General features: G+C 69.4%; 20 protein-coding genes and 1 tRNA gene. 5 read left to right on the top strand and 16 right to left on the bottom strand.

The window, feature by feature from the left end:
• Positions 1-7: 7 nt before the first annotated feature.
• Both AAEP86_RS07515 and AAEP86_RS07510 read right to left on the bottom strand, forming a co-directional pair.
• Positions 8-1,027, bottom strand: coding sequence for an ADP-ribosylglycohydrolase family protein (locus AAEP86_RS07515; protein ID WP_420369919.1), 1,020 nt, complete (start codon positions 1,025-1,027; stop codon positions 8-10).
• Entirely contained in the window at positions 1,024-1,734 is a 711-nt protein-coding gene (locus tag AAEP86_RS07510; RefSeq protein ID WP_420369918.1) for a GntR family transcriptional regulator, read from the bottom strand. The genes AAEP86_RS07515 and AAEP86_RS07510 overlap by 4 nt, the downstream gene beginning before the upstream one ends.
• A 164-nt stretch (positions 1,735-1,898) precedes the next feature.
• Between AAEP86_RS07510 and AAEP86_RS07505 the strand changes: the two genes are divergently transcribed.
• Positions 1,899-3,134: a PP2C family protein-serine/threonine phosphatase gene (locus tag AAEP86_RS07505; RefSeq protein ID WP_420369917.1), complete on the top strand. Its 1,236-nt coding sequence runs from the start codon at positions 1,899-1,901 to the stop codon at positions 3,132-3,134.
• Here the strand turns inward: AAEP86_RS07505 and AAEP86_RS07500 are convergent.
• The 4 genes from AAEP86_RS07500 to AAEP86_RS07485 form a co-directional block, all read right to left on the bottom strand.
• Positions 3,056-3,475, bottom strand: a complete 420-nt coding sequence (locus AAEP86_RS07500) for a BLUF domain-containing protein (RefSeq protein WP_420369916.1) — start codon at positions 3,473-3,475, stop codon at positions 3,056-3,058. The two genes, AAEP86_RS07505 and AAEP86_RS07500, sit on opposite strands and share 79 nt — an antisense overlap.
• 179 nt (positions 3,476-3,654) lie before the next feature.
• Complete coding sequence (locus tag AAEP86_RS07495) at positions 3,655-4,419, bottom strand: DeoR/GlpR family DNA-binding transcription regulator (RefSeq protein WP_420369915.1); 765 nt, start codon at positions 4,417-4,419, stop codon at positions 3,655-3,657.
• A 34-nt stretch (positions 4,420-4,453) separates the two neighbouring features.
• Complete coding sequence (gene pdxA, locus AAEP86_RS07490; RefSeq protein ID WP_420369914.1) at positions 4,454-5,476, bottom strand: 4-hydroxythreonine-4-phosphate dehydrogenase PdxA; 1,023 nt, start codon at positions 5,474-5,476, stop codon at positions 4,454-4,456.
• Positions 5,473-6,765 carry a four-carbon acid sugar kinase family protein gene (locus tag AAEP86_RS07485; RefSeq protein ID WP_420369913.1) on the bottom strand — a complete coding sequence of 431 codons (1,293 nt, stop codon included), beginning with the start codon at positions 6,763-6,765 and terminating at the stop codon, positions 5,473-5,475. Before AAEP86_RS07485 ends, pdxA begins: the two co-directional genes overlap by 4 nt.
• 167 nt (positions 6,766-6,932) lie before the next feature.
• Between AAEP86_RS07485 and AAEP86_RS07480 the strand changes: the two genes are divergently transcribed.
• Positions 6,933-7,904 (top strand): aldo/keto reductase, encoded by a 972-nt coding sequence (locus AAEP86_RS07480; RefSeq protein ID WP_420369912.1) that lies wholly within the window; start codon positions 6,933-6,935, stop codon positions 7,902-7,904.
• Positions 7,905-8,031: 127 nt separating this feature from the next.
• On the opposite strand, the gene dapA is transcribed toward AAEP86_RS07480, so the two are convergent.
• The 10 genes from dapA to AAEP86_RS07430 all read right to left on the bottom strand — a co-directional run bounded on the left by dapA (position 8,032) and on the right by AAEP86_RS07430 (position 20,027).
• Positions 8,032-8,928 (bottom strand): 4-hydroxy-tetrahydrodipicolinate synthase, encoded by an 897-nt coding sequence (gene dapA / locus AAEP86_RS07475; protein WP_420369911.1) that lies wholly within the window; start codon positions 8,926-8,928, stop codon positions 8,032-8,034.
• A gap of 46 nt (positions 8,929-8,974) precedes the next feature.
• Entirely contained in the window at positions 8,975-9,331 is a 357-nt protein-coding gene (locus AAEP86_RS07470; protein ID WP_420369910.1) for a VOC family protein, read from the bottom strand.
• A 58-nt stretch (positions 9,332-9,389) separates the two neighbouring features.
• The gene (locus AAEP86_RS07465) at positions 9,390-10,832 is read right to left on the bottom strand and encodes an SLC13 family permease (RefSeq protein WP_420369909.1); all 1,443 of its coding nucleotides are present in this window, start codon (positions 10,830-10,832) and stop codon (positions 9,390-9,392) included.
• The gene (locus tag AAEP86_RS07460) at positions 10,829-12,067 is read right to left on the bottom strand and encodes a sialidase family protein (RefSeq protein WP_420369908.1); all 1,239 of its coding nucleotides are present in this window, start codon (positions 12,065-12,067) and stop codon (positions 10,829-10,831) included. The genes AAEP86_RS07465 and AAEP86_RS07460 overlap by 4 nt, the downstream gene beginning before the upstream one ends.
• A gap of 488 nt (positions 12,068-12,555) precedes the next feature.
• A complete protein-coding gene (locus AAEP86_RS07455) occupies positions 12,556-13,137 on the bottom strand; it encodes a hypothetical protein (RefSeq protein WP_420369907.1) in 582 nt (193 codons plus the stop codon).
• An 11-nt stretch (positions 13,138-13,148) separates the two neighbouring features.
• Complete coding sequence (locus AAEP86_RS07450; protein WP_420369906.1) at positions 13,149-13,880, bottom strand: hypothetical protein; 732 nt, start codon at positions 13,878-13,880, stop codon at positions 13,149-13,151.
• 69 nt (positions 13,881-13,949) lie between these two features.
• Positions 13,950-14,993, bottom strand: coding sequence for an SHOCT domain-containing protein (locus AAEP86_RS07445; RefSeq protein WP_420369905.1), 1,044 nt, complete (start codon positions 14,991-14,993; stop codon positions 13,950-13,952).
• A gap of 545 nt (positions 14,994-15,538) precedes the next feature.
• Positions 15,539-19,102 carry a hypothetical protein gene (locus AAEP86_RS07440; protein WP_420370458.1) on the bottom strand — a complete coding sequence of 1,188 codons (3,564 nt, stop codon included), beginning with the start codon at positions 19,100-19,102 and terminating at the stop codon, positions 15,539-15,541.
• 465 nt (positions 19,103-19,567) lie between these two features.
• Positions 19,568-19,729, bottom strand: coding sequence for a hypothetical protein (locus tag AAEP86_RS07435; RefSeq protein WP_420369904.1), 162 nt, complete (start codon positions 19,727-19,729; stop codon positions 19,568-19,570).
• A 226-nt stretch (positions 19,730-19,955) separates the two neighbouring features.
• Positions 19,956-20,027 (bottom strand) — tRNA-Gln (locus AAEP86_RS07430).
• A gap of 184 nt (positions 20,028-20,211) precedes the next feature.
• Between AAEP86_RS07430 and AAEP86_RS07425 the strand changes: the two genes are divergently transcribed.
• The 3 genes from AAEP86_RS07425 (at position 20,212) to AAEP86_RS07415 (ending at position 23,160) form a co-directional block, all read left to right on the top strand.
• Complete coding sequence (locus tag AAEP86_RS07425; protein ID WP_420369903.1) at positions 20,212-21,162, top strand: hypothetical protein; 951 nt, start codon at positions 20,212-20,214, stop codon at positions 21,160-21,162.
• Positions 21,163-21,222: 60 nt separating this feature from the next.
• Positions 21,223-21,717: a MarR family winged helix-turn-helix transcriptional regulator gene (locus tag AAEP86_RS07420; RefSeq protein ID WP_420369902.1), complete on the top strand. Its 495-nt coding sequence runs from the start codon at positions 21,223-21,225 to the stop codon at positions 21,715-21,717.
• Positions 21,718-21,828: 111 nt separating this feature from the next.
• Positions 21,829-23,160: a D-alanyl-D-alanine carboxypeptidase/D-alanyl-D-alanine-endopeptidase gene (locus AAEP86_RS07415; RefSeq protein ID WP_420369901.1), complete on the top strand. Its 1,332-nt coding sequence runs from the start codon at positions 21,829-21,831 to the stop codon at positions 23,158-23,160.
• Positions 23,161-23,165: the final 5 nt, after the last annotated feature.

Below are 23,165 nucleotides of genomic sequence, written 5' to 3'. Positions count from 1 at the left end.
GTCTGGGTCAGCCGGGGAGACGGAGCTGCAGGAGTCCGTCGACCACGGCTGCGAGGTCGAGGTCGTTCACGGTCGTCACGGTGCGGACGGCGTCGGCGGGCCACGCGTCCGGCCCGTGCACGGCGCCGAGCACCGCACCGGCCATCGCGGCGATCGTGTCGGTGTCGCCGCCGATCGACGCCGCGGTGCACACCGTCTGCCACGGGTCGAGGTCGAGCGCGACGAGTGCCAGGGCCGCGACGACCGACTCCTGGCTGGCGACACTGGTGCCGATCAGTCGGGCGACGGTGTCGATCTGCTCGTCGACGGGCACGGTCGGCAGGAACCCGCGGGCCCACTGCGTCCTCGCCGCGATGTCGGCGCCGGCGACCCAGTGCCCACGCTCCGCACCGATCGCCGCCGCGGCGACCGCGGCGTCGAGCGCCTCGGAGCGGGTGGCACCGTCGACGCCCGCGCTCACCGCGGCGGCCACCGCGGCGGCACCGGCGATGCCGAGCCCGGTGTCGTGGGTGACGCGCGAGGCGTCCTGCACGGCGTCGACCAGCCGGACGAGGTCGCCGGACGGGACCGCGATGCCGACGGGCGCGATGCGCATGGCCGCGCCGTTCGTCGTGCCGGTGGAGCCGGCCTCGGACGCGGGGACCCCGTCGAGGATCCGCTGCACGGCCGTCTTCGTGCTCGGACCGAGCAGGTCGAGGGAGCCCTTCGCCTGCATCCCGCGTTCCCAGGCGATGAGCGCCTCGGCGAACCGCGTCGGATCGAGTCGGCCGCCGCCCGCGACGAGGAGCTCCGCGACCATGAGCGCCTGCTCGGTGTCGTCGGTGATCGTCCCCGCCGACATGCCGGCGGCGATGCGCTGGTGGGGGCCGGCGTCCGCGAACCCGGTGATCGTGCCGTGGTCGGCACGGATCTCGGTGAGCGACATCGACTGCGTCGGCATGCCGAGGGCGTCGCCGATCGCCAGGCCGGTCAGGGCGGCGAGGGCGTGGTCGCGGAGCGCCGCGGTCGGGCGGGTGTCGGCGTTCACCGGGCCGCTCCGAACCGCATGTGGATCCGGAAGCGTTCCGGGTCGAGCAGACTGTCCACCCGCTCGACGAAGGTGCCGTCCGCCGTGTGCGACGTGCGACGGCTGCGGAGGAACGGGGTCCCCTCGGCGCGGTCGAGCAGCGCGGCGTCCTCCGGCCGCAGCGGCGTCACGTCGACCCACTGCTCGGCGTGCGCGGGGACGAGTCCCGCCTCGGCGATGGTCTCGGTGAGCGAGTCCCCGACCAGTCCGTCCCGGACCGCATCGGCGATGCGACCGACCGCGGGCAGGACGCTCCGCTCGAGCGAGACCGGCCGGTCCCCGGTCACGCTGCGCAGCCGGTCGACGGCCACGAAGTGCGGCGTCCCGGCCTCGAGCTCGGCCTGGAGTGCCGGGTCCTCGACGAGGGCGATCCGGAGCACCCTGGTGGCGACCTCGGTGCCGGTGGCGGCGATCGACCGGGCCCAGCCGCCCCGAGGGTCGAGGGCCGCGCCGTCGAAGGTCACCACGGAGCCGACGCCGCCGTGCGTCGCGATGTACTCGTCGTCGGCCAGGTCGGCGAGCGCCGCGCGCACGGTGCCCCGGCTGACCGCGAAGCGCTCGGCGAGGTCGTGCTCGCCCGGCAGACGCTCGCCGGCACGGTAGCGGCCGGTGGCGATCGCGTCGCGCAGGGCGTCGGCGACGAGCCGACGCTTCGATGAGACTGGCATGACGGAGAGCATACATGTACAAGACCTGTCCACTGCACGCTGGGTCTGTCCGTGACCTCCTTGGGAGCGTGTCCGCTCCGACCCGTAGCCTGGGTCCGTTCGTCGTCCCGCGCGGACCAGCGCGGAACCAGGGACGGCATCATCGAGGTGGGGATCAGCACCGTATGGGACGGAACGAGAACGGCACGGCGCGCGCCGCGCTCATCGCTGCGCTCAACCTGGCCGACGCCTCCCCGTCCGAGCGCTTCGACCGGATCGTCCGCATCGCTCGCGAGGTCTTCGGCGTGCCGCTCGCCTACGTCAACCTCCTCGACGACGAACTGCTCCACACGCTGACGCCGAACGTGCCGGACGAACTCGTGTCCGGGCCCGTCGGGTGGTCGTTCTGCCAGCTGACCGTCCGGCACCCCGGACCGACCGTGATCCCGGACACCACCGCCGACCCGCGCACTGCCGACCTGCCGGGCGTCACGCACCGCGGCGTCCGCTTCTACGCGGGCGTCCCGCTCATCCTGACCGGCGGCGACGTCGTCGGGACGCTCTGCCTCATGGACACCCGGCCCCGGGACTTCTCGGCACCCGACGAGGCCGCCCTGATCGACTTCGGCCGGTGGGCGGAGCGCGCCCTCGCCGGAGCCCTCGACCACGACCGCCTCCTCGACGTCGTCGCCGCGCTCACGCCTCCCCCGCTCGAGGTCGCCGGGTACCGCATCGGTGCGATCGCCGTGCCGTACGGGGACGTCAGCGGCGACCTGCACGACTGGTGGTCGGACGGAGAGCACCTCACCGTCACGCTGGCCGACGTGATGGGCAAGGAACAACCGGCGGCGCTCCTCGCGGCGGGCGTCCGAGCCGCGCTGCGCCAGCACCAGGGGCGGGGGCCAGCAGCCGCGGTGAACACCGCCGAGCCCGCCCTCACCGAGGACCTCGGGCGCGCCGGGGCCTTCGCGACGCTCTTCCACGCCCGGGTCGCACTCGACACCGGGCTCGTCGAGTCGATCGACGCCGGCCACGGACTCGTCGTGCACCTCGGCGCCGACGGAGCACACCGGATGCTGCGGTCGCACGGGCTCCCGCTCGGCCTGCACCACGGCACGGACCCGAGGACGGCCGGCTCGATCGTGCTCGCACCGGGCGACGCGCTGATCGTGGCCAGCGACGGCGCGCTCGACCTGGGCAACGGGACCGTCGACACCCTCGCCGACCTCGCCCGCACCTTCGGCCGGACGCGGGACCTCGACGCGTTCTTCGAGACCGTGCGGCTCCGGTCGGCCGAACGCGCGGAGGACGACGTCACGGTCATCGTCCTCGCGCGGGAGCGTCAGGCGCCGGACGGACGGAACCAGCGCACGAGTTCACGGACCGCCGACGCGGAGGGCACGTCCGCAGCGGGCGTCTGATCGAGGTCCTCGAACGTGGACCGGTAGCCCGGCACCTCCTCGAGGTCGCGCTCGGCCGCCGGGAAGCCCATCGTCCACTCCGGGAACTGCCGGTCCTCGACGAGCTCCTCGAGGATCACCCGGACCTGGGTGTGCCGCTCGTCGTGCTTGATCCGGTCGAGCTTGGCGCGGACGGCGGCGTCCGGTCCCTCGAGCACCTGCAGGAAGTACCCGTTCCGGAAGAGCAGCACGCCGGTGATGTCCTCGCGCTCGTTCGACTCCCGGCTCTGCTCGAGCAGGGCTTCGAGGTCGTCCTCGCCGAGCGGTCGGGTCGAGACGCTGGAGTAGATCAGGGACAGCATGGGGGCTCCTCACCGCGGGCGGGACGCCAGTCAACCGTGCGGGTGGTGCCGGCCTCACAGGCTCGGGGTCCGCTGTCCGGAGCGCGCCGTGGGGCGGCGCTGCGGCGGCGTCACCGCAGCGGCGACGGGGCCGCGGCGCCGACCGGGTCTCGACGTCGACGGGTCGTCGCGGACTGCGGTCAGGCCGTCGTCACGGTGACGCCCGCTGCCTCGAAGCGCTCGACGAGGTCCGGCGCGATGCCGTCGTCGGTGACCAGCGTCCATCCCCGGCCGAGCCGGGTCCACGCGTGGAACCCCGACTGCGCGAGCTTCGACGAGTCGGCGAGCACGTACACCGCGTCCGCACGACGCGCGATGAGCTCCTTCAGCCGGATCTGCCCGAGGTCGGCCTCGCAGATCCCGCGCTCCGGCGACACGGCGTCGGCGCCGAGGTAGGCCGCGTCGAACGTCAGGTACTCGAGCGCTGCCTCCGTCAAGGGACCGACGAACCCGTTGCTCAACGACCGGTACTCGCCGCCGAGCGAGACGAGGCGGACGTCGTCGCGGTCGGCCATGTCGGTGATGACCCCGACGCTGGTGGTGGTGACGGTGAGGTCGGCGTCGACCGGCAGGGCGTGCGCGAACGCCGCGACGGTCGAGCCGTTGTCCAGGAACAGCGACGTCCCCGGGGCCACGGTCGCAGCGGCCTGGCCGGCGATGTCGCGCTTCGCGTCGAAGTGCTCGCCGAGCCGCTGCCGCAACGACGCCTCGGGGTGCGCGGCCACCGCCATCGCACCGCCGAAGGTCCGGGTGAGCTTCCGCTGCTCCTGGAGGGTCGCGAGGTCGCGCCGGATGGTGGACGCCGTGACCCCGAACCGCTCGGAGAGCTCGTCGACGCTCGCGAGTCCGACGGTCGTTGCGAGCGTGACGATGGCGTCACGTCGCGCTCTGGCCGAGATGGACACCGGGCACCTCCGGGCGGCAGGGGGACGGGACGTGTCAGGCGCTCTGGGCGGGGCTCATCGCGCCCGACGTCGGGGCGAGTTCGGCCGCCTGGCGGAGCGCCTCGATCATGCTAGCGACATCGGCCTTGCCGGTGCCCGCGATGTCGAACGCCGTCCCGTGGTCGACCGACGTGCGGATGACGGGGAGCCCGACCGTGATGTTGACCCCGGCCTCGATCCCGAGCACCTTCACGGGGCCGTGGCCCTGGTCGTGGTACATCGCGACGACGAGGTCGTAGTCACCGCGCCCGGCGAGGAAGAACAGCGTGTCGGCGGGCAGCGGTCCGACGGCGTCGATCCCGGCGGCGCGGGCGGCCTCGACGCCCGGAGCGATCTTCTCGGCCTCCTCGCCGTAGCCGAACAGGCCGTTCTCGCCGGCGTGCGGGTTGATCGCCGCGACGCCGATCTTCGGGTGCGCGTTGCCGGCACGGACCAGCGCTTCGTTGCCGCGGCGGATGGTCCGCTCGACGAGGCCGGGCTCGATCCGCCGGACGGCGTCGATGAGTCCGACGTGGGTGGTCACGTGGACGACCTTCAGCTTGGCCGTCGAGAGCATCATCGAGACCTCGTCGACGCCCATGAGCTCGGCGAGCAGTTCGGTGTGCCCGGGGAACACGTGGCCGCCGGCGTGCAGGGCCTCCTTGTTCAGCGGGGCTGTGCAGATCGCCTGGACCTTGCCGGCCATCGCCGCCTCGCATGCGACGCGGATGTACTGGAAGGCCGCGTCGCCGGCGACCGCGGAGAGCTGCCCCCAGGGCAGGTCCTCGGGCAGGAGTCCGAGGTCGACCACGTCGACGACGCCGTCCTGGTACGCCGCGTCCGCGACGTCCGCGACGACGTTGAACGTGACCTCGACGCCGCGGATCGCCGCGGCCTGGCGGAGGCGAGCGAGGTCGCCGATGACGACGGGTCGGCAGACGGCCAGGACGTCCGGCGACACGACGGCCTCGACGACGATCTCTGGGCCGACACCGGCCCCGTCGCCCATGGTCACGGCGACGATCGGAGTGGCGTTCATCTGGAGTGCTGCCTTTCGGTTCGGCGGCCTGGGGCCGCGTCGACGCGGCTCCCGGCCGCGGACGGATCGGTGGGTCCGGCCTGGAGGAACGTGGCCGCGTCGAGCAGGTTGGTGACGGTCCCGAAGCTGCCGGGCCGGGTGACGACCCGACGGCCGTCGTCCGCGCGGGACACGATGCAGCCCGGCTCGACGGCGCCCTCCGGGACGATGGTCGCGATGCCGAGGCGGGTGAGGACGGAGCGCGCCGTCTCCCCGCCGGTCAGCACCAGGGCTGCCCGGCCGCTGATCGCTGCGGCCACGATGCCGAGGCCGTCGGCGAGGCGCCGAGCGAGGTGCGGCACCGGTTCGTGCCGGTCCTCGACGCAGATCGCCGCGCTCCCGCCGTGCAGCGCAGCGCGCGCAGCCCGGATGGCCGGGTGGTCGATGTCGTCCACTTCGCGGCGGTCGACGGCGCGGAGCAGGACGTCTCGGGGCACCGGCACGACCGGGACACCGCCTGCCGCGAGGACCTCGAGCTGCGCGGTCGCCTCCGTGCTGGCCGTGCCCACGACGAGCAGGACCGGCTGGCGGTCCCCCGCGAGCGGGGGCTGCTCGGGGCCGACCGTCTCGGGCGCGTGGGGTCCGCGGAGCCGACCGATCGCCGCGGCGATGCCGCCGGAGCCGAGGACCGTGCAGTCGGCACCGTCGAGTGCCGCGGCGATCCGGTCGAGGTCGTCGTCGGACTCGGCGTCGAGCACGGGAACCTCGCTGGCACCGAGCGCCCGCTCGACCGCGTCGAGGACGGCGTCGCGACCGGCGCGGACGACCGCGAGCGGGACGGACCGTGCCCGCTGTCCGACCGCGGCCAGCGGGCCGGGGACGACCTGGGCCTCCAGGCCGTGCAGTCCCGCTTCCGCCACCGGCCCGCCCTGCACGTGGAGGCGGCCGTCGACGACCGTCCGTCCCAGGACGGGGAGCGCCGTGGCGACCACGACGCGTGCGCCGACGTCGAGGAGACCGGCGACGACGTCGCCGATGCCACCGCGGAGCAGCGAGTCGGTCTTCACCAACCGCACCGGAGCTCCGGCTGCGCGCATCCGGAGCGCCGCCTGCCCGATGGCCGCCCGTCGATCGGACGGGTCGAGCGACCGCGTGTCGCAGTCCAGGACGACGTCGGTCGCGGAGCGCGCGACGTGTTCGAGCGCACCGGGGAGCGTCAGGGCGACGGTCGCCGGCCCGTTGCCGAGGACCGCGGCGACCTCTGCGGCTCCGGACAGGTCGTCGGCGATCGCGGCGAGGCGGTTCGACATCGGACCCCTCCTCGGGCTCGGTGGGCGGTGCCGTCGGTCATGCGCGGCGTGCACGAAACACGCTAGACGAGTTGCGTGAAACACGCAAGAGTGGTGTGCTCGACCCAGGTCGGACCCGGGCGACTCGACGACGAGTCGCCGGACGGCGTCCGGAGGAGAGGAACCCAGTGCGTGACATCGACATCCGAGGCCGCAGGCTCGCCCCTGCCGTCCTCGGCACCATGACCTTCGGCGACAGCGTCGACGAGTCGACGGCGGCCGCGATGGTCGACCTGTTCCTGGAGTCCGGCGGGACCGGGATCGACACCGCGAACGGCTACGCCGGCGGCCGCAGCGAGGAGATCCTCGGTGCCGTCCTCGCCGGGCGCCGCGACGACGTGGTGCTCGCGACGAAGGTCGGCATCCCGCACCCCGACGCCGACGGGGCCCCGCCGCTGTCCGCGACGGCGATCGAACGCTGCGTGCACGCCAGCCTCCGGCGGCTCCGGACGGACCACGTCGACGTGCTCTACCTGCACCAACCCGACCGGTCGACCCCGGACGAGGAGACGCTCACCGCCGTGCGGCAGCTCGTCGACGCCGGCGCGGTCCGGACGTGGGGCGTCTCGAACTTCGCCGCCTGGCAGATCGCGGAGCTGCGCCACACGGCCGCGCGACTCGGACTCGACGCGCCCGTCCTCGGACAGCAGGTCTACAGCGTCATCGCGACCCGGATCGACGACGAGTACGCCGAGTACGCCGGGAAGACCGGGCTCGGGACGGTCGTCTACAACCCGCTGGGCGGCGGGCTCCTCACCGGTAAGCACCGTGCGGACGAGCAGCCGGCCGAGGGACGGTTCGGGTCCTCCCCGCTCGCCGCCATGTACCGAACCCGGTACTGGAACGACGAGGTCTTCGCCGCCGTCGAGCAGGTCCGCTCGATCGCGGACGGCGCCGGGGTCCCCATGGCCGAACTCGCGCTGCGGTGGACGATCGGCCGCCCCGTCGTCGACGCCGTCCTCATCGGTGGGTCGCGGATCGCGAACATCGAGGCGAACCTCACCGCACTGGCCGCGGGTGCGTTGCCCGACGACGTGCAGCGGGCCGTGGACGACGTCGCCGCCGCGCTGCGTGGTCCGATGCCGGCGTACAACCGCTGAAGGCGCGGCCGACGCCCGGCGCCGGTCCGCAGTGCCGCTCGCGTCGCAACTGTGGGACGGACGGGAGGCCCGGTGCCAGCTGGCACCGGGCCTCCGATCCGTCCCGTGGTCGCGGCGGTTCGGCGCCTCAGCCCAGTCCTGCCGCCTGGTCCGCGCGGACCGTCTCCGCGATCTTGGCGAGGGCGGCGTCACCGAGCAGGTTGAAGGGCGCACGGCAGGGTCCGACGGCTTCGCCGGCGGCGTTCGTGGCCGCCTTGACGATCGTGTTCGGGTTGCCGAGCGCGAACAGGTTGCGCAGCGGACGGATGGACGCCTGCGCCGCGCGGGCACCCTCGAGGTCGCCCGCCGCCCACTTCCGGGTGATGTCGACCATGGTCTGCGGGTAGACGTTCGCGACGGCGGTGATGCCACCTGCGCCGCCCGCCTGCAGTGTCGGCAGGACCAGCGAGTCGGTCCCCGCGAGCACCGCGAAGTGCGAGGGATCGGTCAGCTCGATGACCTGCAGGATCGCGTCGAAGTTGCCCGACGAGTCCTTCACCCCCGCGATGTTGTCGATCTCCGCCAGCCGGGCGACCGTCGCCGGGGTGATGGTGTTCCCGGTCCGCGCCGGGATGTTGTAGATGAGCACCGGGATGTCGACCGCCTCGGCGACGACCGCGAAGTGCCGGTACAGCTCGTCCTGCGAGGCGGCGGCGAAGTACGGGGTGATGACGGACAACACGTCGGCGCCCGCTGCCTGCATGCGCTGGGCGATGCGGACCGTCTCCTTCGTGCCGACGGCTCCGGCGCCGCCGTAGACGGGGACTCGGCCCGCGGCGGCGTCGACGACCGTCTCGAGCACGGCGAGCCGTTCGTCCTCGGTCTGCTGGAAGAACTCGCCGTTGGTGCCGAGGCAGAAGACGCCGTCGGCGCCCGCCTGCACGGCGCGGTCGGTGTGCAGGCGCATCTGGTCGAGGTTGAGCGACTCGTCGTCGTGGAACGGGGTGACGAGCGCGTGGATGCTGCCGCTGATCGTGGTGGTCACTGCAGGTGCTCCTTGTCGGCTGGGGGCCGGGCGGGCGGATGGTGGGTCAGGGACGGGGCTGCTGCATGACGTGCACGGCGAAGCCGCCGAACTCCCCTGCGAGGTAGATGTTCTGCAGCCGTCCGTCGTCGAAGTGGGCGGCCGTCTCCTGGTCGAAGCCGAACCCCTTCGCGGTGAGTTCCTCGACCGCTGCTTCCAGGTCGTCGGTCGACATCCCGATGTGACCGTGCGTGCCGAGGTACTGCGACCGCACGCACTCGAAGAAGGTGCCGGCGAACTCCGACTTCTTCCCCTGCCGGGGATCGAGGTCGAACATGAGGCAGAAGAGGTCGCACAGTTCCTGCGCGGCTGCTGCGTCGGGGTTGTTGATGCCCACGTGTGCGAGCTCGTAGGTGGTCGTCACGTCAGGTCCTCTCGTCACGGGTCGGGTTCGTCACTTGGGGTTCGTCACATCGGGTTCGTCACATCGGGAAGAGCAGGAGGGCGCCGGCGGTCAGGGCCAGCAGGCGGATGAAGTACATCGGGATGGTGAACTTCCAGAACTGGATGAGCGAGTACTTGCCGACGCCCATCACCATCGCGGGGAGCCCGTCGATCGGCAGGAAGTGGCCGTTCCACCCGGAGATGACGATGGCGACCGCCGCGGCCGCGGGGTTGAGGTCCAGGCTGACGCAGGTCGCGATCGCCAGCGGCGCGAAGACGTACACCGTGCCGATCGTCGACCCCGTGAGGGTGGCGAGCACGCTCGTCAGGACACAGAACGCGAACACCAGCAGGAAGGGACTGACGTTCCCGCCGAGCAGTCCGGCGACGGACTCGCCGACCAGCTTCGTGAGCCCGGTCGCGCCCAGCGCCTCGGCGATGCCGATGACGCCCGCCGACATGATGATGATCGGCTGGCTGATGGCGTCGCGGATCTCGGTGAAGTCCAGGACCTTCAGCACCAGCAGGATCGCTACGGAGAGGCCCGTGATCGCGTAGCCCGCGTCACCGATGTAGCTGTACGAGATCATGCCGCCGATGGCCAGGACGAAGCAGGCGTACGTCGCCAGCTGCTTCCGACGGTCCAGCGTCGGCGCGGTCACCGTCGCGGTGGCGCTCGACGAGGCGATCGCGGTCGCGTTCGCCTCGGCGGCGTGGGGACCGGGTGTCGCCGGGTCGACCGTCGAGGAAGAGGCGTGCACGCCGGACGTGGCCGCGTCGCCCACCGAGGCGCTGCGGGCACCGACGGTCGCCGGCTCCTTCGCCTCGGCCGTGCTGTCGGTGCCGGTCTCGTCGTCGCCGATGGGGTGGTCCGGCAGCAGGCGGTACGCGACGAGGCACCAGACGAGGAACCCGAGGCTGAGCACCAGGTTGACGATCGAGAACCGGACGAGGTCGATGTTCTCGCGGACGCCGGTCGCCTCGAGCACCGCGGTGACGATGCCGTACTGCAGCGCCACGTTGAACGGCAGCATCGGGTGGTTCGCGGCGAAGCCGGCCGGCATGAGGACCTTCGACGGCGGCAGCTTCTTGTTGTAGGCGAGCGTCGACAGCAGACCGATCACGAGGACGTAGTAGGCCGTGGACCCGGTGCCGAAGATGCTGCACCCCAGCATGACGAACACGACGATCAGGACGTAGGCCCGGAAGCCGCCCTTCGTCCCGAGTCGGGTGATCATCCGTTTGAAGCCCGATACGAGGTCGGTCTTCTGCAACGCGGCGATCACCGCCATGAACGAGGCGAGCATGATGATCGTCGCGTTGGCGAACCCGCTGAAGGCGACGTTGATCGGCACGACGTTGAACACCACCATCAGCAGGCAGGCGATCAACGGCGGGACGCCGAACGGCAGGCGGTCGATCATGATCAACACGATCATGAAGACGGTGATCGCGAGTGCGAAGACCATGGGGAGGGTCATGCTCGCTGCTCCTTCGCAGAGAGGTCCGGACCGGCGGAGGTGGATCGCGTCGACACGATCCCCGCGAGGACGTCGGCCGGCAGGTGGACGTGCTTGATCGACTTCCGGTGCCAGGTGTAGGCGATGTGGAGCCCGCCGGCCGGGTCGGGTAGCACGGAGGGGTAGGACAACTCGCGGTTGACGCCGTCACGACTGTTGTTCGAGAGGCAGTAGCCGTCGCCGTTCTCGATGTCGTAGGCGGTCGGCCAGGAGCGGCCGTCTGGGCTCGAGACCACGAGGGTCATCGGGGCGCGCGGAGCACCCCAGAACGCGCTGGGACCCTCGGCGTCGAGGGCGGGTTCGGCGACCCGCGGGCCGCTGTCGGCGGCGAGGCCCTCGTCGTCGATCTCGTCGTACAAGGAGACCCGGCGACTCGTCGCGTCGTCCTTGCTCGCGTGGTTCATCACCATCGCGATCCGGCCGTCGTCGAGGGAGCGAGCCTGGATCGAGGAGTTGTTGTTCGGCAGGTCGATCGGACGACACGGTTCCCACGTCATCCCGCCGTCCACCGACGACGACTCGTACACGTGGTCCGCCCAGCGGGAGCGGAAGCACGCCCAGAGCACACCGTCCGCGCGCGGCACGATGTCCATGTGCACGCACCCGCTCGACTCGGGCACGGCGACCTCGGACCAGGTGTCCCCGCCGTCGTCCGAGTACCAGACCGACGCGGTGTCGTCGTTGCCCACCCACTTCTCGCCCGGCACCGTCCGGCAGTTGAACACCGGCAGCAGGATTCGGCCGCTCTCGAGCACGACGGGCGTCTGGCGCACGAACACCCCGACGGGCGCGTCGGCGCCGAGCAGCGCGGTCGGCTCGCTCCACGTCGCGCCGCCGTCGCGGGAGACCCGACGCCGCACCTCGGAGGTGTCCTGGTTCCCGGCGATCTGGGCGGTGTAGAGCAACCAGACGGCGCCGTCCGGCGCGGTGAAGAGGATCGGGTTCTGCTCGGAACGCGTCGAGTCGAAGCTCAACTGCTCGGGCTCGAGCCAGCGGTCCGTCCCGGCGGGGAGCCGCGACAGGTGGATGGAGATGTCGGAGACGCCCTCCTGCGTGCCACCGAACCACACACAAGCGAGGTCACCGCCGGGCAGGAAGGCGAGGTTCGCCGCGTGGCACTGCACCGTCGGCGTCGGCAGGAGCGCTTCGGCTCCCCCGTCGGACCGGGCTCGCAACAGCCCATCGAAGTCACGCATGCGGGGGTCCTCCAGTCGACTCTGACGGTGGGCACCAGTGGGCTGGTGCAGTTCTTCGGTGAACGGGCCTCGCTGTGCAGCGCCGCGCTGGGCCTGGCGCTTCCGCCGCGTGCTGGGAGCGAGGAGGCCATCCTGACACTCCTGCTCGAATCGCGCAACGACGTTGCGCGTATCGTGCACTCAGGCAGAAAGTGCCGGTGCACACTGCAGGATGGTGCACGAGATGCGCGATCGATCGGCTCCGATCACCGGGCGTCCGACGGCGCGCTCCTGCGCGGAGCAGCGCGGGCACCGGCCTGGCTCGTCTGCGGACGCAGCGGAGTGCACGGGCGCCAGGGTCCTGGTCACGGCTGAGGCGAGCCGGGCGTCCGGCTGGTGGAGCGAGGTGTTCGGTCTATTCGCGGATGCCAGTGGTGGCGCGGATCGCGGATCCCAGTACTGACGGGCGTTCCACGGGTATCGGGATTCTGTTCCACGGCACCGCGACGTCAGCCGTTGTCGGCCGCCTTCCGAACGCGGAGCTGCGCCAGACCGGCGCCGACTCCGACGACCGCGCTGGCAGTCAGGCCAGTCGCTACCAGCCCGGCTGCGGCCGCGATACTGGTCATGAGCACTCTGAGATTCCCGCGTGGCTTGCGCGGTGAGTGCGCGCGGACCGCGCTTTCGAACCACGACGTTGGCACTTCGCCGATGTGCCAGTTCGCGATACGGCTGCTCGCCTCGAGGGCGACCTTGAAGACCTGGCTCTGTGTGGACGCGGCGTTCATCAGGTTGACCTGGGTGGCAAGCCACGTGGCGATCGCCCTGTCGCGTTCGGGCAGTCCAACGAGGAGTCGTGGGACAAGGAGCGCGTAGTCCAACTCTGGCTTGTGCCAGAGCCTCGCCACAGTCGGCCAAGTGCGGCGCCTTGTGATTCGGTCGAGTGCGTCGAGTACCTCGATCACGGCCGCCTCCCGCGCCTGCGATCGGCCGGCGCGGACGGTCGTTATCTGCGTGTACGCGAACAGCGCGACCGTGACGACGATGGAGATGAGTGCCGCCAGTTGTGCGGCCGCCGCGAGCCCTGTCATCGCGGGTGGCCTCAGCGCTCGAGCTCGTTGAGCGCGAGGATCTGGTCGTGGGTGAAGGAGCCGAGAGGTGATCCGTCTGAAGCCATTGTGGCGATTGACTGCACGGACGGCCTGATGCGGTTGCCGACCTCATCGTCGAACGCGATCGGGGTGGCGGCGAACTTCGCGAGGTTCGGGAACGGGTTGATGTAGTCGAACTGGTCCCTCGTGAGCCCGGCCTTGGCAGGGTCGAAGGTCACCTGCACAATCCCACCCTCGAAGCGAACTTGGGAGACGGCTTTGGCGAGGACGACGCCCGTCGAAGAACGCTCGGCGAAGTAGTCGTTGAAGGCTTCAAGCACCTCGGCTTCAGTTACAGCTGGGGCATGAGTCGAGGCGGAGGCGGTTGCAGCCCCTGTAGTTGCAGTGGCCGAAGGTGTCGGCACGGCAGAGGTGGTTGCTCCTGCGGGGGCTTCCGGCCTCGCGATCGCGGTTGCCGTCTCGACAGGCGCAGGATCTCCCTCCGTGAGCGCTCCGATGACGATACCGATAACGGCGACAGCGGCCACGGAACCGCCGATCATCAGCGCCTTCTTCGGAAGCGGCTTCTTCGGCCGGCGGAAGACGAGACTTGACCGAAGCGCACCCAGGTTCTGCTGGACGAGTTCCCACCCGTCCTGTTCCATTTTCGACCGCGTCTTCCCCTCACGACCGCGGAAAGCGTTCACGGTCTTTGTTTCATACCGCACGTGCTCGTCGTTCAACGACTGTCCTCTCCCTCACGACCCGGCTGATCCTCTCCCGCTCACAACGCACAGCGCCGGCGAGTGCCCTTATTGGGCGATCAAGCGAGCCTTCGCGCTGGCGAACTCATCGTCGGAAAGCACTCCGGCGGCCCGAAGGTCGGCGAGTTTTTGGATCTGCTCGGCCAGCCCGTCGGCAACCGGCGCTGGGGCCGGTGCAACGAGCACGGTGGGTGCCTTCGCTCGGCTGATGCGAGCCTTCAGCTCGTTGATCTCGCCGAGGCATGCGTTGTACTCCGGCTTCGACAAGGGCAAGGCGTTGCTCAGCGTGTACGGGTCAGACGCTGCAGAGTTGCGGGACTTGCCAGCACCGCTCCAGAAGTCGTGATTCGCCGTGCCGCTGTAGCTCGGCGTGAGCACCTCCAGCACGCCATTCACAAAGCCGGAGTTGTACTCGATGCCCGTGATGTCGGTGAAGTGGAAGGTCGCCGAGCGCTCGCCTCCCAGCGAGCCAGCCATGAAGCTCGTCAGGGCACCAGTCTTGATGATGACCGCTCTGTCATCGAACGCCGCGAGCGTGCCAGCTCCGACTGAGGAGGTGAGGATGAACCAGGGCTGCTCATCCTCGTGGCACTGGCGCAGGATCGCTTCGCTCGCCTTCCGTCCGAGCTTTCCTCTGACGATCGAGTGGGGCCATTCCGCCCCCTTCGCCGCCTCGATGCGAGCAGTAGACGCAGCGGCCTCGTCTGCAGCCGCATCAGCTGCCTGGAGCAGCTCTTCGGGCGGCGTCGATGACCGACCCTCGTCCACAAACCGCGACATCACGTCGTGATCGGCCCTGGGCACCATCTTCAGGACCGTGCGGACTCCCGCTCGTGAGGTGACCTCGAGGGTTTCCTTCTTGGGGTCGAACACGACGTTCGCGATGTCGGCGTACCGGACCTCGAAGTTGATTGAGCGTTCCTGCAGACCGACCAAGCGGAGCGAAGTCAGCGCGACCTCAGAGATGAAGGGTCGAAGGTTGTTGCAAACGCCGAGGAACCAGACGTCCTCACTGGGCAGGAGCACTTCCCGTGCGGTGGCGGCCTTCCTTTCCGCCTTGGCGGGCTTCCACTTGGTCGTGTACTCGGTCATCGGGTAGTCCTCTGCCCTCGGGTCGGGTTCGGCCGGGCAATAAGAAGTAGCATCCACGGCCGAACATGAGCATCCCACGAGGGAGCCGCCGCACCAAAGGCTTCAGATGCCCCCAGAAGAGGCCGCGCAGTACTGATCATCGGCCACCGCGCAACCAGACATGGACGCGGGACGCTCCCACCACTGCGAGCGTTTGAGGGTCAGCCACGTGGAGCCGATGCCCCTACCTCTCAGGAGTCAACCGAACCTCAGCAGTCCGGGACGACATCCAGTCCCGTTACAACCATCGCCTCCTCGACTTGTCCACATGGACTGGCGACCCACCACACCCACCGACTGGCTCCCCGTGGTCAACCGTTACAGGCCGTCGTCGCCGCGACGCACGAAGCGTGTCGGCAAGAACCCATGACGCTCCGACTCGTCCGCGCCGGATCTCTGCTCGGCCCAACCGAACCAGTGCAGCCAAGGCAGCTCCGGTACCGCGACAACGACCTCGAGCCCGTCGGGTACGTCGGCCTTCGCCCGTATGCGGAAGCGGAGTAGGTTCATTCCCTCGGATGCGCGTATGCGCTCCGAAGCCGGCCGCGCTTGTCATGGTCGACCTTTCTTACTGGAGAGTCCGCGCGATGAAGAAGCCACTCGAGCAGCTGCCTGTTCTCCGTAGTATCGGCTACAGTCACTCCGCTCGAGCCCGTGCGGGTCAGGCGCTCCCACGCGCCGCCCATCGAGACGAGAATTGCACGGACCTCTGAATAGTCGAGGCGAGGGAGCCCTGCGGCCAGGAGTCGAAGCATCGGCGTCTGCCCACGCAAAGCGTTGGCGAGCCTGAGCAGGCCTTCTCCATCGACGTCACCATGCGCGGCCAACTCAAATGCAACAACGGCCGAGGCAGCATCCCGAGACATGGACGTCGCTTCGAGCGTTGTCTTTGCTACGACGGTAAGGGTGTCGGCAGCAAGACGGCCGTCGTTGAACACCTCTGCTAGCCACGGCCGGTCCCAGTCGATCGATTCGGCGAAGGCGGCAGGGTGTGCTGACACCGCCAGCACATCGCGCACTGGCCTCGACCCACGATCGGCAGCGTCCTCGAGCGTAGCCAGACTGTCGGGGACGACTCCGCGATCGACGAGAAGCCCGAGAATCGTCCTCGCTCCGCTTCCAAATTCGCTCGCGGCGATGGGCGACGGTTTCAACGTCGCGATCAGGTCGACGCGATCGTCTGCATTGATCGGCGACGCCTCTCCGATGATTAGCGCCGCCTCGTGCGCTTCGACATCGGACGTGCAGTCGAGCGCGGAGACACTGAGGAGCCAATTGTGAGCAACGACCATGTCGAGGCCGTGAAGAGCAATGAGGTTTCCCGCTGTCGCAGCGACGTGCCCTGTTCTAGCAAGGACCGGCCACGTATCCTTCGGCAGCAGTGTGACGTCCCCGACGACGACGCTGTCATCGGTACATTCGAGCACCGATTCGAGCGCGGTTTCATCGCTGCTTTCAATAAGCCAGGCGACGACCCCGGTCAGCTCGTCGCCGTTCGTGATAGCAGACGCCGAGTGGTCGCGGCACAGTCCGATGTATGTGACGAGGTTCTCGCGGAGCCTCGTCTTCACGGCATCGCCGAGGCGGAACAGCTCATCAATCGCTGGGACCGGAGCGGCCGACTGAGTCGCGGCCTTCAGGTTGGCGGCGGTGAAATCGAATCGGGCTCGGACGGCAATCGCTCGTCGCTGCGCCGGCTTGAATCGACGGATGTTGGCCAGCGAGATGCCGACCGCATCGATCACGTCGGCGATCACCTCGGATTGAGCGTGTCCGACGTTTCGCTTCCACAATGGAAGCTCGTTGATCACCGGCAGCAGAAGGTCCGCGATGTCCTCAGCGCGGTCGCCGACCGCGATCCTGCTCGCGTTCTCGAGCACGGTGTTCACAATTTGTCGGGTCGGAGCGTCCGCAGTTCGGTCCGCGGCAGCGATGAAGCTCAGGAGGTACTCGTCGCGTGTCGCGACCGCAGCAAAGACGAGCATGTTTGCGGCCGGGTCATTGAGATAGAGCCGGAGGAAGTCGCCCGCGTGATCCCTTCGGTCCACGATCAAGTCGGCAATGTCGCCGATCAGATCAGGACGTTTGTCGGCAATGTAGCTCACGAGTTGCAGATTGAGAACACTAGGTTGTGATGAAAGGCTGTCGCCGACCTCAAGCAGCACCGCTTCCATGTCGCGGTCGCCGTCGAATCTATAGATGGGATCGGGCTCACCGCGGTCCACTTGACGGATGACGAAAGTCATCGCATTTACGCTCGTCGTCGTCCCTTCGAACGCAGCGACGTGAAGGACGAAGTCGCGGTCGATGTAGCCTGCCCTCATCAAAGCAATAGCGATCGCCGAGACGCCGGCATCGGTCAAGATGTCCGCACCCGTCACTGCGGAAACGTTCGCGTCGGACGGGTCGGATTCGCCCTCTCCGGTTCTCGGTAGCCGTAGCTGCAAGCTTGCATCGGTGATGAGGTCGCGCAAGGAGGCCCAGCGCAATGCCTCTCGACGGGCTTCGAGGACGGCGCGATCGCTGTCGGTCCGGGTGCGATTCGCTTCCTCGAATCCACCCTTCGGGAGGAGGTCCAGGAGCGCCGCCCGCAGCTCTTCGACGTCGACATTCGTCGATGCCTGCCCCGGCTGGCTGAGCGTCTCCCAGCCGGTCGTATTGGCCAGCGCGGCCCAGAACGGCTCAGGGAGAGGAGTTCCGAGCGAGTAGGTCGTGCCACCAAGGCTCAGTCTCGCGTTTGCCACTGTTCCCCGGTAGCCCGCCTGAAGGACGCGAAGCAGCTGCTCCTGTGCCGTCTTGATGTCCTGCTCGATGCGTCGCGTAAGCTGGTCTCGGGAAAGCAGCATGTCGATTTCCGCACCAAGGACGGCCATCGTGTGCAGGCGAGCGGCATCGAGACGCCGTAGCGCGTCATCCAGTTCGCTCTCTCCTCGGGCAATACGTTCGAAACTTCGCGGCGCGAGGTTCTTGTACGCCACGATGGCGAAAAGGTGATTGCGGTCGAGCTCGAGTGGGTTACGTTCCGTCAGTAGTCGATCTGCGAAAACTCGATACTCGTTGACCACGTTTCGAATGATGCGCATGTCACCCAAGTGAGGGCCGACCGTGCGCAGCACCAACTCGTTGGGAGGGAATGCCACTTTCGCCAGGAGGGGCGCGAGTAGGTCCTGCGCGGTGCGGCGAGTCACAAACGGCACGACCGGCACGATCCGATCGAAGAACTTCGTGCGGGCGCCGTCTGCATCGGATGCACCTCGAGCCGAAGCAGTGCGCGCGTCGATATCCGCGAATACGCTGTCCCGGACTGCGTACACAAAGGTAATGGGTCGGCCGATCCGTTTGGATCGATTCAGCAAGTCGTTCAGACCGCGGAGTGAGTCGAAGATATCTACATCCTCGAACCTGTCGATGTCCTCCAGGATCACGACTTCGATCTTCGTGGCCTCGAAGAAGTAGACCACTTCGTCAAGGAACTGATCGAAGAAGTAACGGTCGGGGTTTGCCAGGGAGATGCTGGCAGGACCGGCGCTCACCGTTCCGATGCGTACCCGCGCGTGAAGCGCCCGCACGACGAGCCAGGACGCGATCCCCAGTGCGACGGCCAGCACGATGTCGACAATCCAGGCGGCTATCAGGTTGCCCGCCGTCATCCTCGTCCGGAACAGTTCCACGATTCCCGCTAGGGTCGCGATGACGAAGAACCCAACACCCCCCGCGATCGCGGATAGGATGGCGGCTGCTCGTGTGAACGGCTCGATGCGTTGGAACCGAGATTCCGGAGTCGCGCCGGGTGCCGCACTGTAGAGCAGCTGCTTGATGATCTCCTTCTGTATGTGATTCGTACTGGGAAGCGGCTTACCGTCTTCGTCGGCCTTTTTGTTGAGCGTCGGATCAATCGACGTCAGTGTGGACAACGACAAGGAAACGCTCCTTTCGTCGCCGATCTGACGTTGCACTTCACCAAGAATGCTGCTCTTGCCAGCCCCATAGGGCCCGGTGACGGCAAGGTTCAGAGAGGGACCTGACTGTCCCTCCGTCTGATTCCCTTCTGGTCGAGCGACAGCTGCCATGACCAAGTCGACGTAAATACCGTGTCGCGCCTGGTCGAATCCGGGCCCTAGGCTCGCGAGCTCAACTACCTGCGGAGCTGGGTCGCTGTCGACGCTGGCTCTTGTGGATGCGGCTGCGCCATCGCTTTGACGCTGCTGATTCAGTAGTCGATCCACGCTCACCAAGTTAGCGATGATCTGGTCGTATGGTGGGAAGGGGCGTCGTGGTGTCGCGCACCACCGCTCTACGGTGGTTGCCACCCGGCGCCGATAACGCTCATCCGGTCAACCGGATAGTGGCCGCATGCACAGGGTCCAGCGAGCCCATACAAGCAGTCAGGTTCATCGGGCCCGTGCTGCGGTTCGCAGGCTCAGCCCTTCCCGGTTGGCCTTCGACGTCTACTCGTGGATGCGGGTGCTGAGGACGACGCGCTCGTCTTGGTCGAGGTCCCAAAGCTTGGTCGTGGCGTGGCCGGCGGCTTGCTCCTAGGCGAGGAGGAGGACCGCGTCGGCGGCGGTGCGGCACCAGCGCATGAACGACTGAGCGAAGATGGGGTCGTCCGGGTCGGGTAGGGCGGGGTCGCTCTCGAAGCGGTCTCGCTGCTCCCGGAGGATCTGGGTGCTCGTGGTGCCGGTGTGCCACAGCATGTCAGCGAGATGCTGCGTCAGGGTGATGGGCAGCTTCCTGCCGGTCGCGGGTGGATCCTTCAACTGAGTGCGCTCGACGCGGGACGTCGCAAGCTGGCGATCTCTGGTCGATCTCACCGCCATTGGAACCGAGGTCGATGCAGCAGCCGGAAGATCACCACGAGAGCAGACGTCCCCTCCTTTCAATTTTGCACTCTCAGCTGGGGGAACCAGGACCGGGCCGGAGCTCCGCCTCCAGGATTCGAACCCGGACCTAACGGCACCAAAGGCCGTCGTGCTGCCATTACACCAAGGCGGAACACACCCCGCGGAGTGCCCGACCATCCTCCCATGCCGACGGTGTCGGTCGTGCCCCGTACGGTTCCGGCATGTTCACCGTCTCGGGGCGACGGCCGTCTCCGCGCACGCCTGTTCCGACGTTCCCGCAGGTCGTCGATCTCCTCGTGGTGCCGAATCGCGTCCGGAGACCGCACCACCCGCAGGTGGTCCGGACAGCGGCTGCAGTCGTCGCGTCCGCCGTGCTGGTCGTCAGCGTCGCCCTGCTCGTCGTCACCCTGGCATCGCCGTCACTCGTGAGCCTCGTGGTCGTCCCGGTGACGGCCGTGCTCGTGGCCGTCAGCTCCTACTGCGCGGCGGCGGGTTTCACGGCGACGCAGTGGCGTCGCGTGTTCCCGCTCATGGACGGGGTGCTGGTCGTCCTCTTCTGGGCGAGCGGTGCGTTGGCGGGCCTGGCGGGCGCATCGGGAGCGTGGACCCTCGCGGCCGTCGTCCCGGGTCCGACCCAGCGGTTCTGGTTCGGTGACGACGCGCCTCCCGCTGCCGTCATCGTCGGCCTGAGCGCGGTGCTCGCCTCCATGTCCCTCGCGATGCTCTTCACCACCGCGCAGGCGAGGGTCCCCGAGTACTCCGGCGTGATCAGCTTCCGACGCGGGAGCGTCCTGTTCCCGGTGGTGATCACCTGTCTCGTCGGTGCCGCGTACGCAGCGGCCGCGATCGCCGTCGCGAGCGAGGTCGGCATCGGGACCACGACGGTCTTCGTCACCGTCGTCCTCGCCGCTGCGACGGCGCTCGTCCGGAGCATCCAGAGCATGCACCGACGGGTGTCCGACGCGAAGGCGGAACTGCTCGACGCCGTCGACGCGCTGCTCGTGGCCCTGGCGGACGGGAACGACCGGGACGTCACCGAGTGCGCGCTGGCGTTCAACCGCGCCTACTCGCGCCGCACCGCACTGCGGCACCCGATGCTGCCGCAGTCGATGCGCGCAACGCTCGACCTCGTCCTCTCCCGCGCGATCGACGTCCCGCTCTGGGACGCTGGTTCACTCGACCGCGCTGCCGGCGGCGCACTGCGACACCTGAGTCGCGAAGACTGCAGGCTCCTGCTCGCCGACGGGAGTTCGATGATCCGGTCCGCGCTGCGCGCACTGCACTGATCCTGCGCGACATCGGGCTCCGGCTGGCCGCGCAGCCCTCGCGTCGGCCAAGATGGAGGGATGCCGCAGGAGGACGAGGTCGATCGCATCGTCGCTGCGTGGGGACGGGAACGCGCCGACCTGGACTTCGGTCCCCTCGAGGTCCTGTCGCGGGTGGACCGGCTGGCCCGGCACCTCGACCGGGCCCGGCGGGCGGCGTTCGACGAGAGCGACGTCGAGCCGTGGGAGTTCGACGTGCTGTCGGCGCTCCGGCGAGCAGGCGATCCGTACGAGCTGAGTCCGAAGACGCTCCTGCAGCAGACCCTCGTGACGAGCGGGACGATGACGAACCGGGTGGACCGGCTGGCGGCCCGTGGTCTGGTGGCGCGACGCACCGACCCGCGCGACGGCCGGGGCATCCTCGTCTCGCTCACGGCCGAGGGGCGTGCCGCGGTGGACGGAGCGATCGCGGACCTGCTCGCCGCCGAGCGGGACATCCTGTCCGAGTTGGCCGACGTCGAGCAGGGGCAGCTGTCCGGCCTGCTGCGCAGGCTGATCCTCGGGCTCGGGGACTGACGACCCGCGCACCTCGGTCGGCCGCGTCTGGTCCTCACGGCTGAACGAGGAGGGCTCACTTCACCCGCCGGGCCGATGCCCGCCGACGCCGCTGCTCGCGACCATGAACGGGTGACCAGGACCCGCGACCTCCTCCGCCGCTACCCGCACACCATCGCCCTGGCGACGGTGCTCGCACTGGTCGTCGGCGGCATCGCCGTCGCGACCACCGCCATCGGGGACTCCTACGAGCGCGCCGGTGCGACCGAGCAGCGTTGCACGGCGCCGTCGCTCGCCGACCGCTGGAGCACCGGACAGCTGTTCCTCGACGCCCGGTCGGTCCGCACCGGGAAGTCGGTCCTCGCCGTGCGCGGGGACGAGCCGACGCAGACCGGGAGCACGATGAAGCTCCTCACGGCGTCGGCGGCGCTGAGCGCCCTGGGCGCCGACCACCGCTTCACGACGCGGGTCGTGTCCGGCGCGACACCCGACAGCGTCGTGCTCGTCGGCGGCGGCGACCCGACGTTGAGTCGGCTCCCGACCGGGCAGGACGGCGTGTACCCGAGCGCCCCGCACCTGGACGACCTCGCGCGCCAGGTCAGCACGGCACATCCCGGTCCGATCGACGTCGTCCAGGTCGACACCGACCTGTTCGACGGTCGGGCCTGGCACCCGACGTGGACCGCGAGCGCCCGGACGAGCGGCAGCGTCTCGAACATCACCGCCCTGATGGTCGACGGCGACCGCGACGACCCCACCGAGGCCTACTCGCTCCGGAGCACCGCCGCCGTCGCCCGCGCCGCATCGGCCTTCGCAGCACTGCTCGGACCGGGCGTCCGGGTCGAGACGACCTCGGTCGCGGTGCCGTCGGGGTCCCGCACGCTCGGTTCGGTGCGGTCCGCGACCGTGTCGGACCTGGTGCGGACGCTGCTCACGCACTCGGACGACACCCTCGCGGAGGTGCTCGCGCGGCACGTCGCGGTCGCCGAGGGCACGGGTCGGTCCTTCGACGCGATCCAGGCCGGCACGACGAAGGCGCTCCGGCACGTCGACATCCCGACCGCCGGACTCCGGCTCGTGGACGGTTCGGGCCTGAGCGGCGACAACCGGGTGCCGGCGTCGACGCTGACCACGCTCATGCGCGCGGTCGCGACGCACCGGGACGGGCTCGCTCCGGTGGACGCGGGCCTCGCGGTCGCCGGCGAGACCGGCACGCTCGGCGAGCACGGACGGTTCACCGGTCCGGCCGCCGACGCCCGGGGGCACGTCCGCGGCAAGACGGGGACGCTCGACGACATGTTCGGGCTGACCGGCGTCACCGACGAGGTCGGGGGCGACCGGATCGCCTTCACCGTCTTCGCGGAGGGCACGTCGGACCCCGCTGCCCGTGCGGAGATCGACCGCCTCGCGGCCGCGTTGTGGCGCTGCGGCGGCGGTGCGCCGACGTCGTCCGATCGCGGGTAGGGGGC

It is taken from the genome of Curtobacterium sp. L1-20 (assembly GCF_048755855.1).
In the GTDB taxonomy this organism is placed as follows: domain Bacteria; phylum Actinomycetota; class Actinomycetes; order Actinomycetales; family Microbacteriaceae; genus Curtobacterium.
The sequence above is the reverse complement of the archived record's forward strand: the minus strand, read 5'-3'. Positions and strand labels throughout refer to the sequence as shown.

Coding starts and splice junctions, on each gene's coding strand:
- AAEP86_RS07510 (WP_420369918.1), bottom strand. CDS start 1,734: ATGCCAGTCTCATCGAAGCGTCGGCTCGTCGCCGACGCCCTGCGCGAC.
- AAEP86_RS07505 (WP_420369917.1), top strand. CDS start 1,899: ATGGGACGGAACGAGAACGGCACGGCGCGCGCCGCGCTCATCGCTGCG.
- AAEP86_RS07500 (WP_420369916.1), bottom strand. CDS start 3,475: ATGCTGTCCCTGATCTACTCCAGCGTCTCGACCCGACCGCTCGGCGAG.
- pdxA (WP_420369914.1), bottom strand. CDS start 5,476: ATGAACGCCACTCCGATCGTCGCCGTGACCATGGGCGACGGGGCCGGT.
- AAEP86_RS07485 (WP_420369913.1), bottom strand. CDS start 6,765: ATGTCGAACCGCCTCGCCGCGATCGCCGACGACCTGTCCGGAGCCGCA.
- AAEP86_RS07465 (WP_420369909.1), bottom strand. CDS start 10,832: ATGACCCTCCCCATGGTCTTCGCACTCGCGATCACCGTCTTCATGATC.
- AAEP86_RS07460 (WP_420369908.1), bottom strand. CDS start 12,067: ATGCGTGACTTCGATGGGCTGTTGCGAGCCCGGTCCGACGGGGGAGCC.
- AAEP86_RS07455 (WP_420369907.1), bottom strand. CDS start 13,137: ATGACAGGGCTCGCGGCGGCCGCACAACTGGCGGCACTCATCTCCATC.
- AAEP86_RS07445 (WP_420369905.1), bottom strand. CDS start 14,993: ATGACCGAGTACACGACCAAGTGGAAGCCCGCCAAGGCGGAAAGGAAG.
- AAEP86_RS07440 (WP_420370458.1), bottom strand. CDS start 19,102: ATGGCAGCTGTCGCTCGACCAGAAGGGAATCAGACGGAGGGACAGTCA.
- AAEP86_RS07435 (WP_420369904.1), bottom strand. CDS start 19,729: ATGCTGTGGCACACCGGCACCACGAGCACCCAGATCCTCCGGGAGCAG.
- AAEP86_RS07420 (WP_420369902.1), top strand. CDS start 21,223: ATGCCGCAGGAGGACGAGGTCGATCGCATCGTCGCTGCGTGGGGACGG.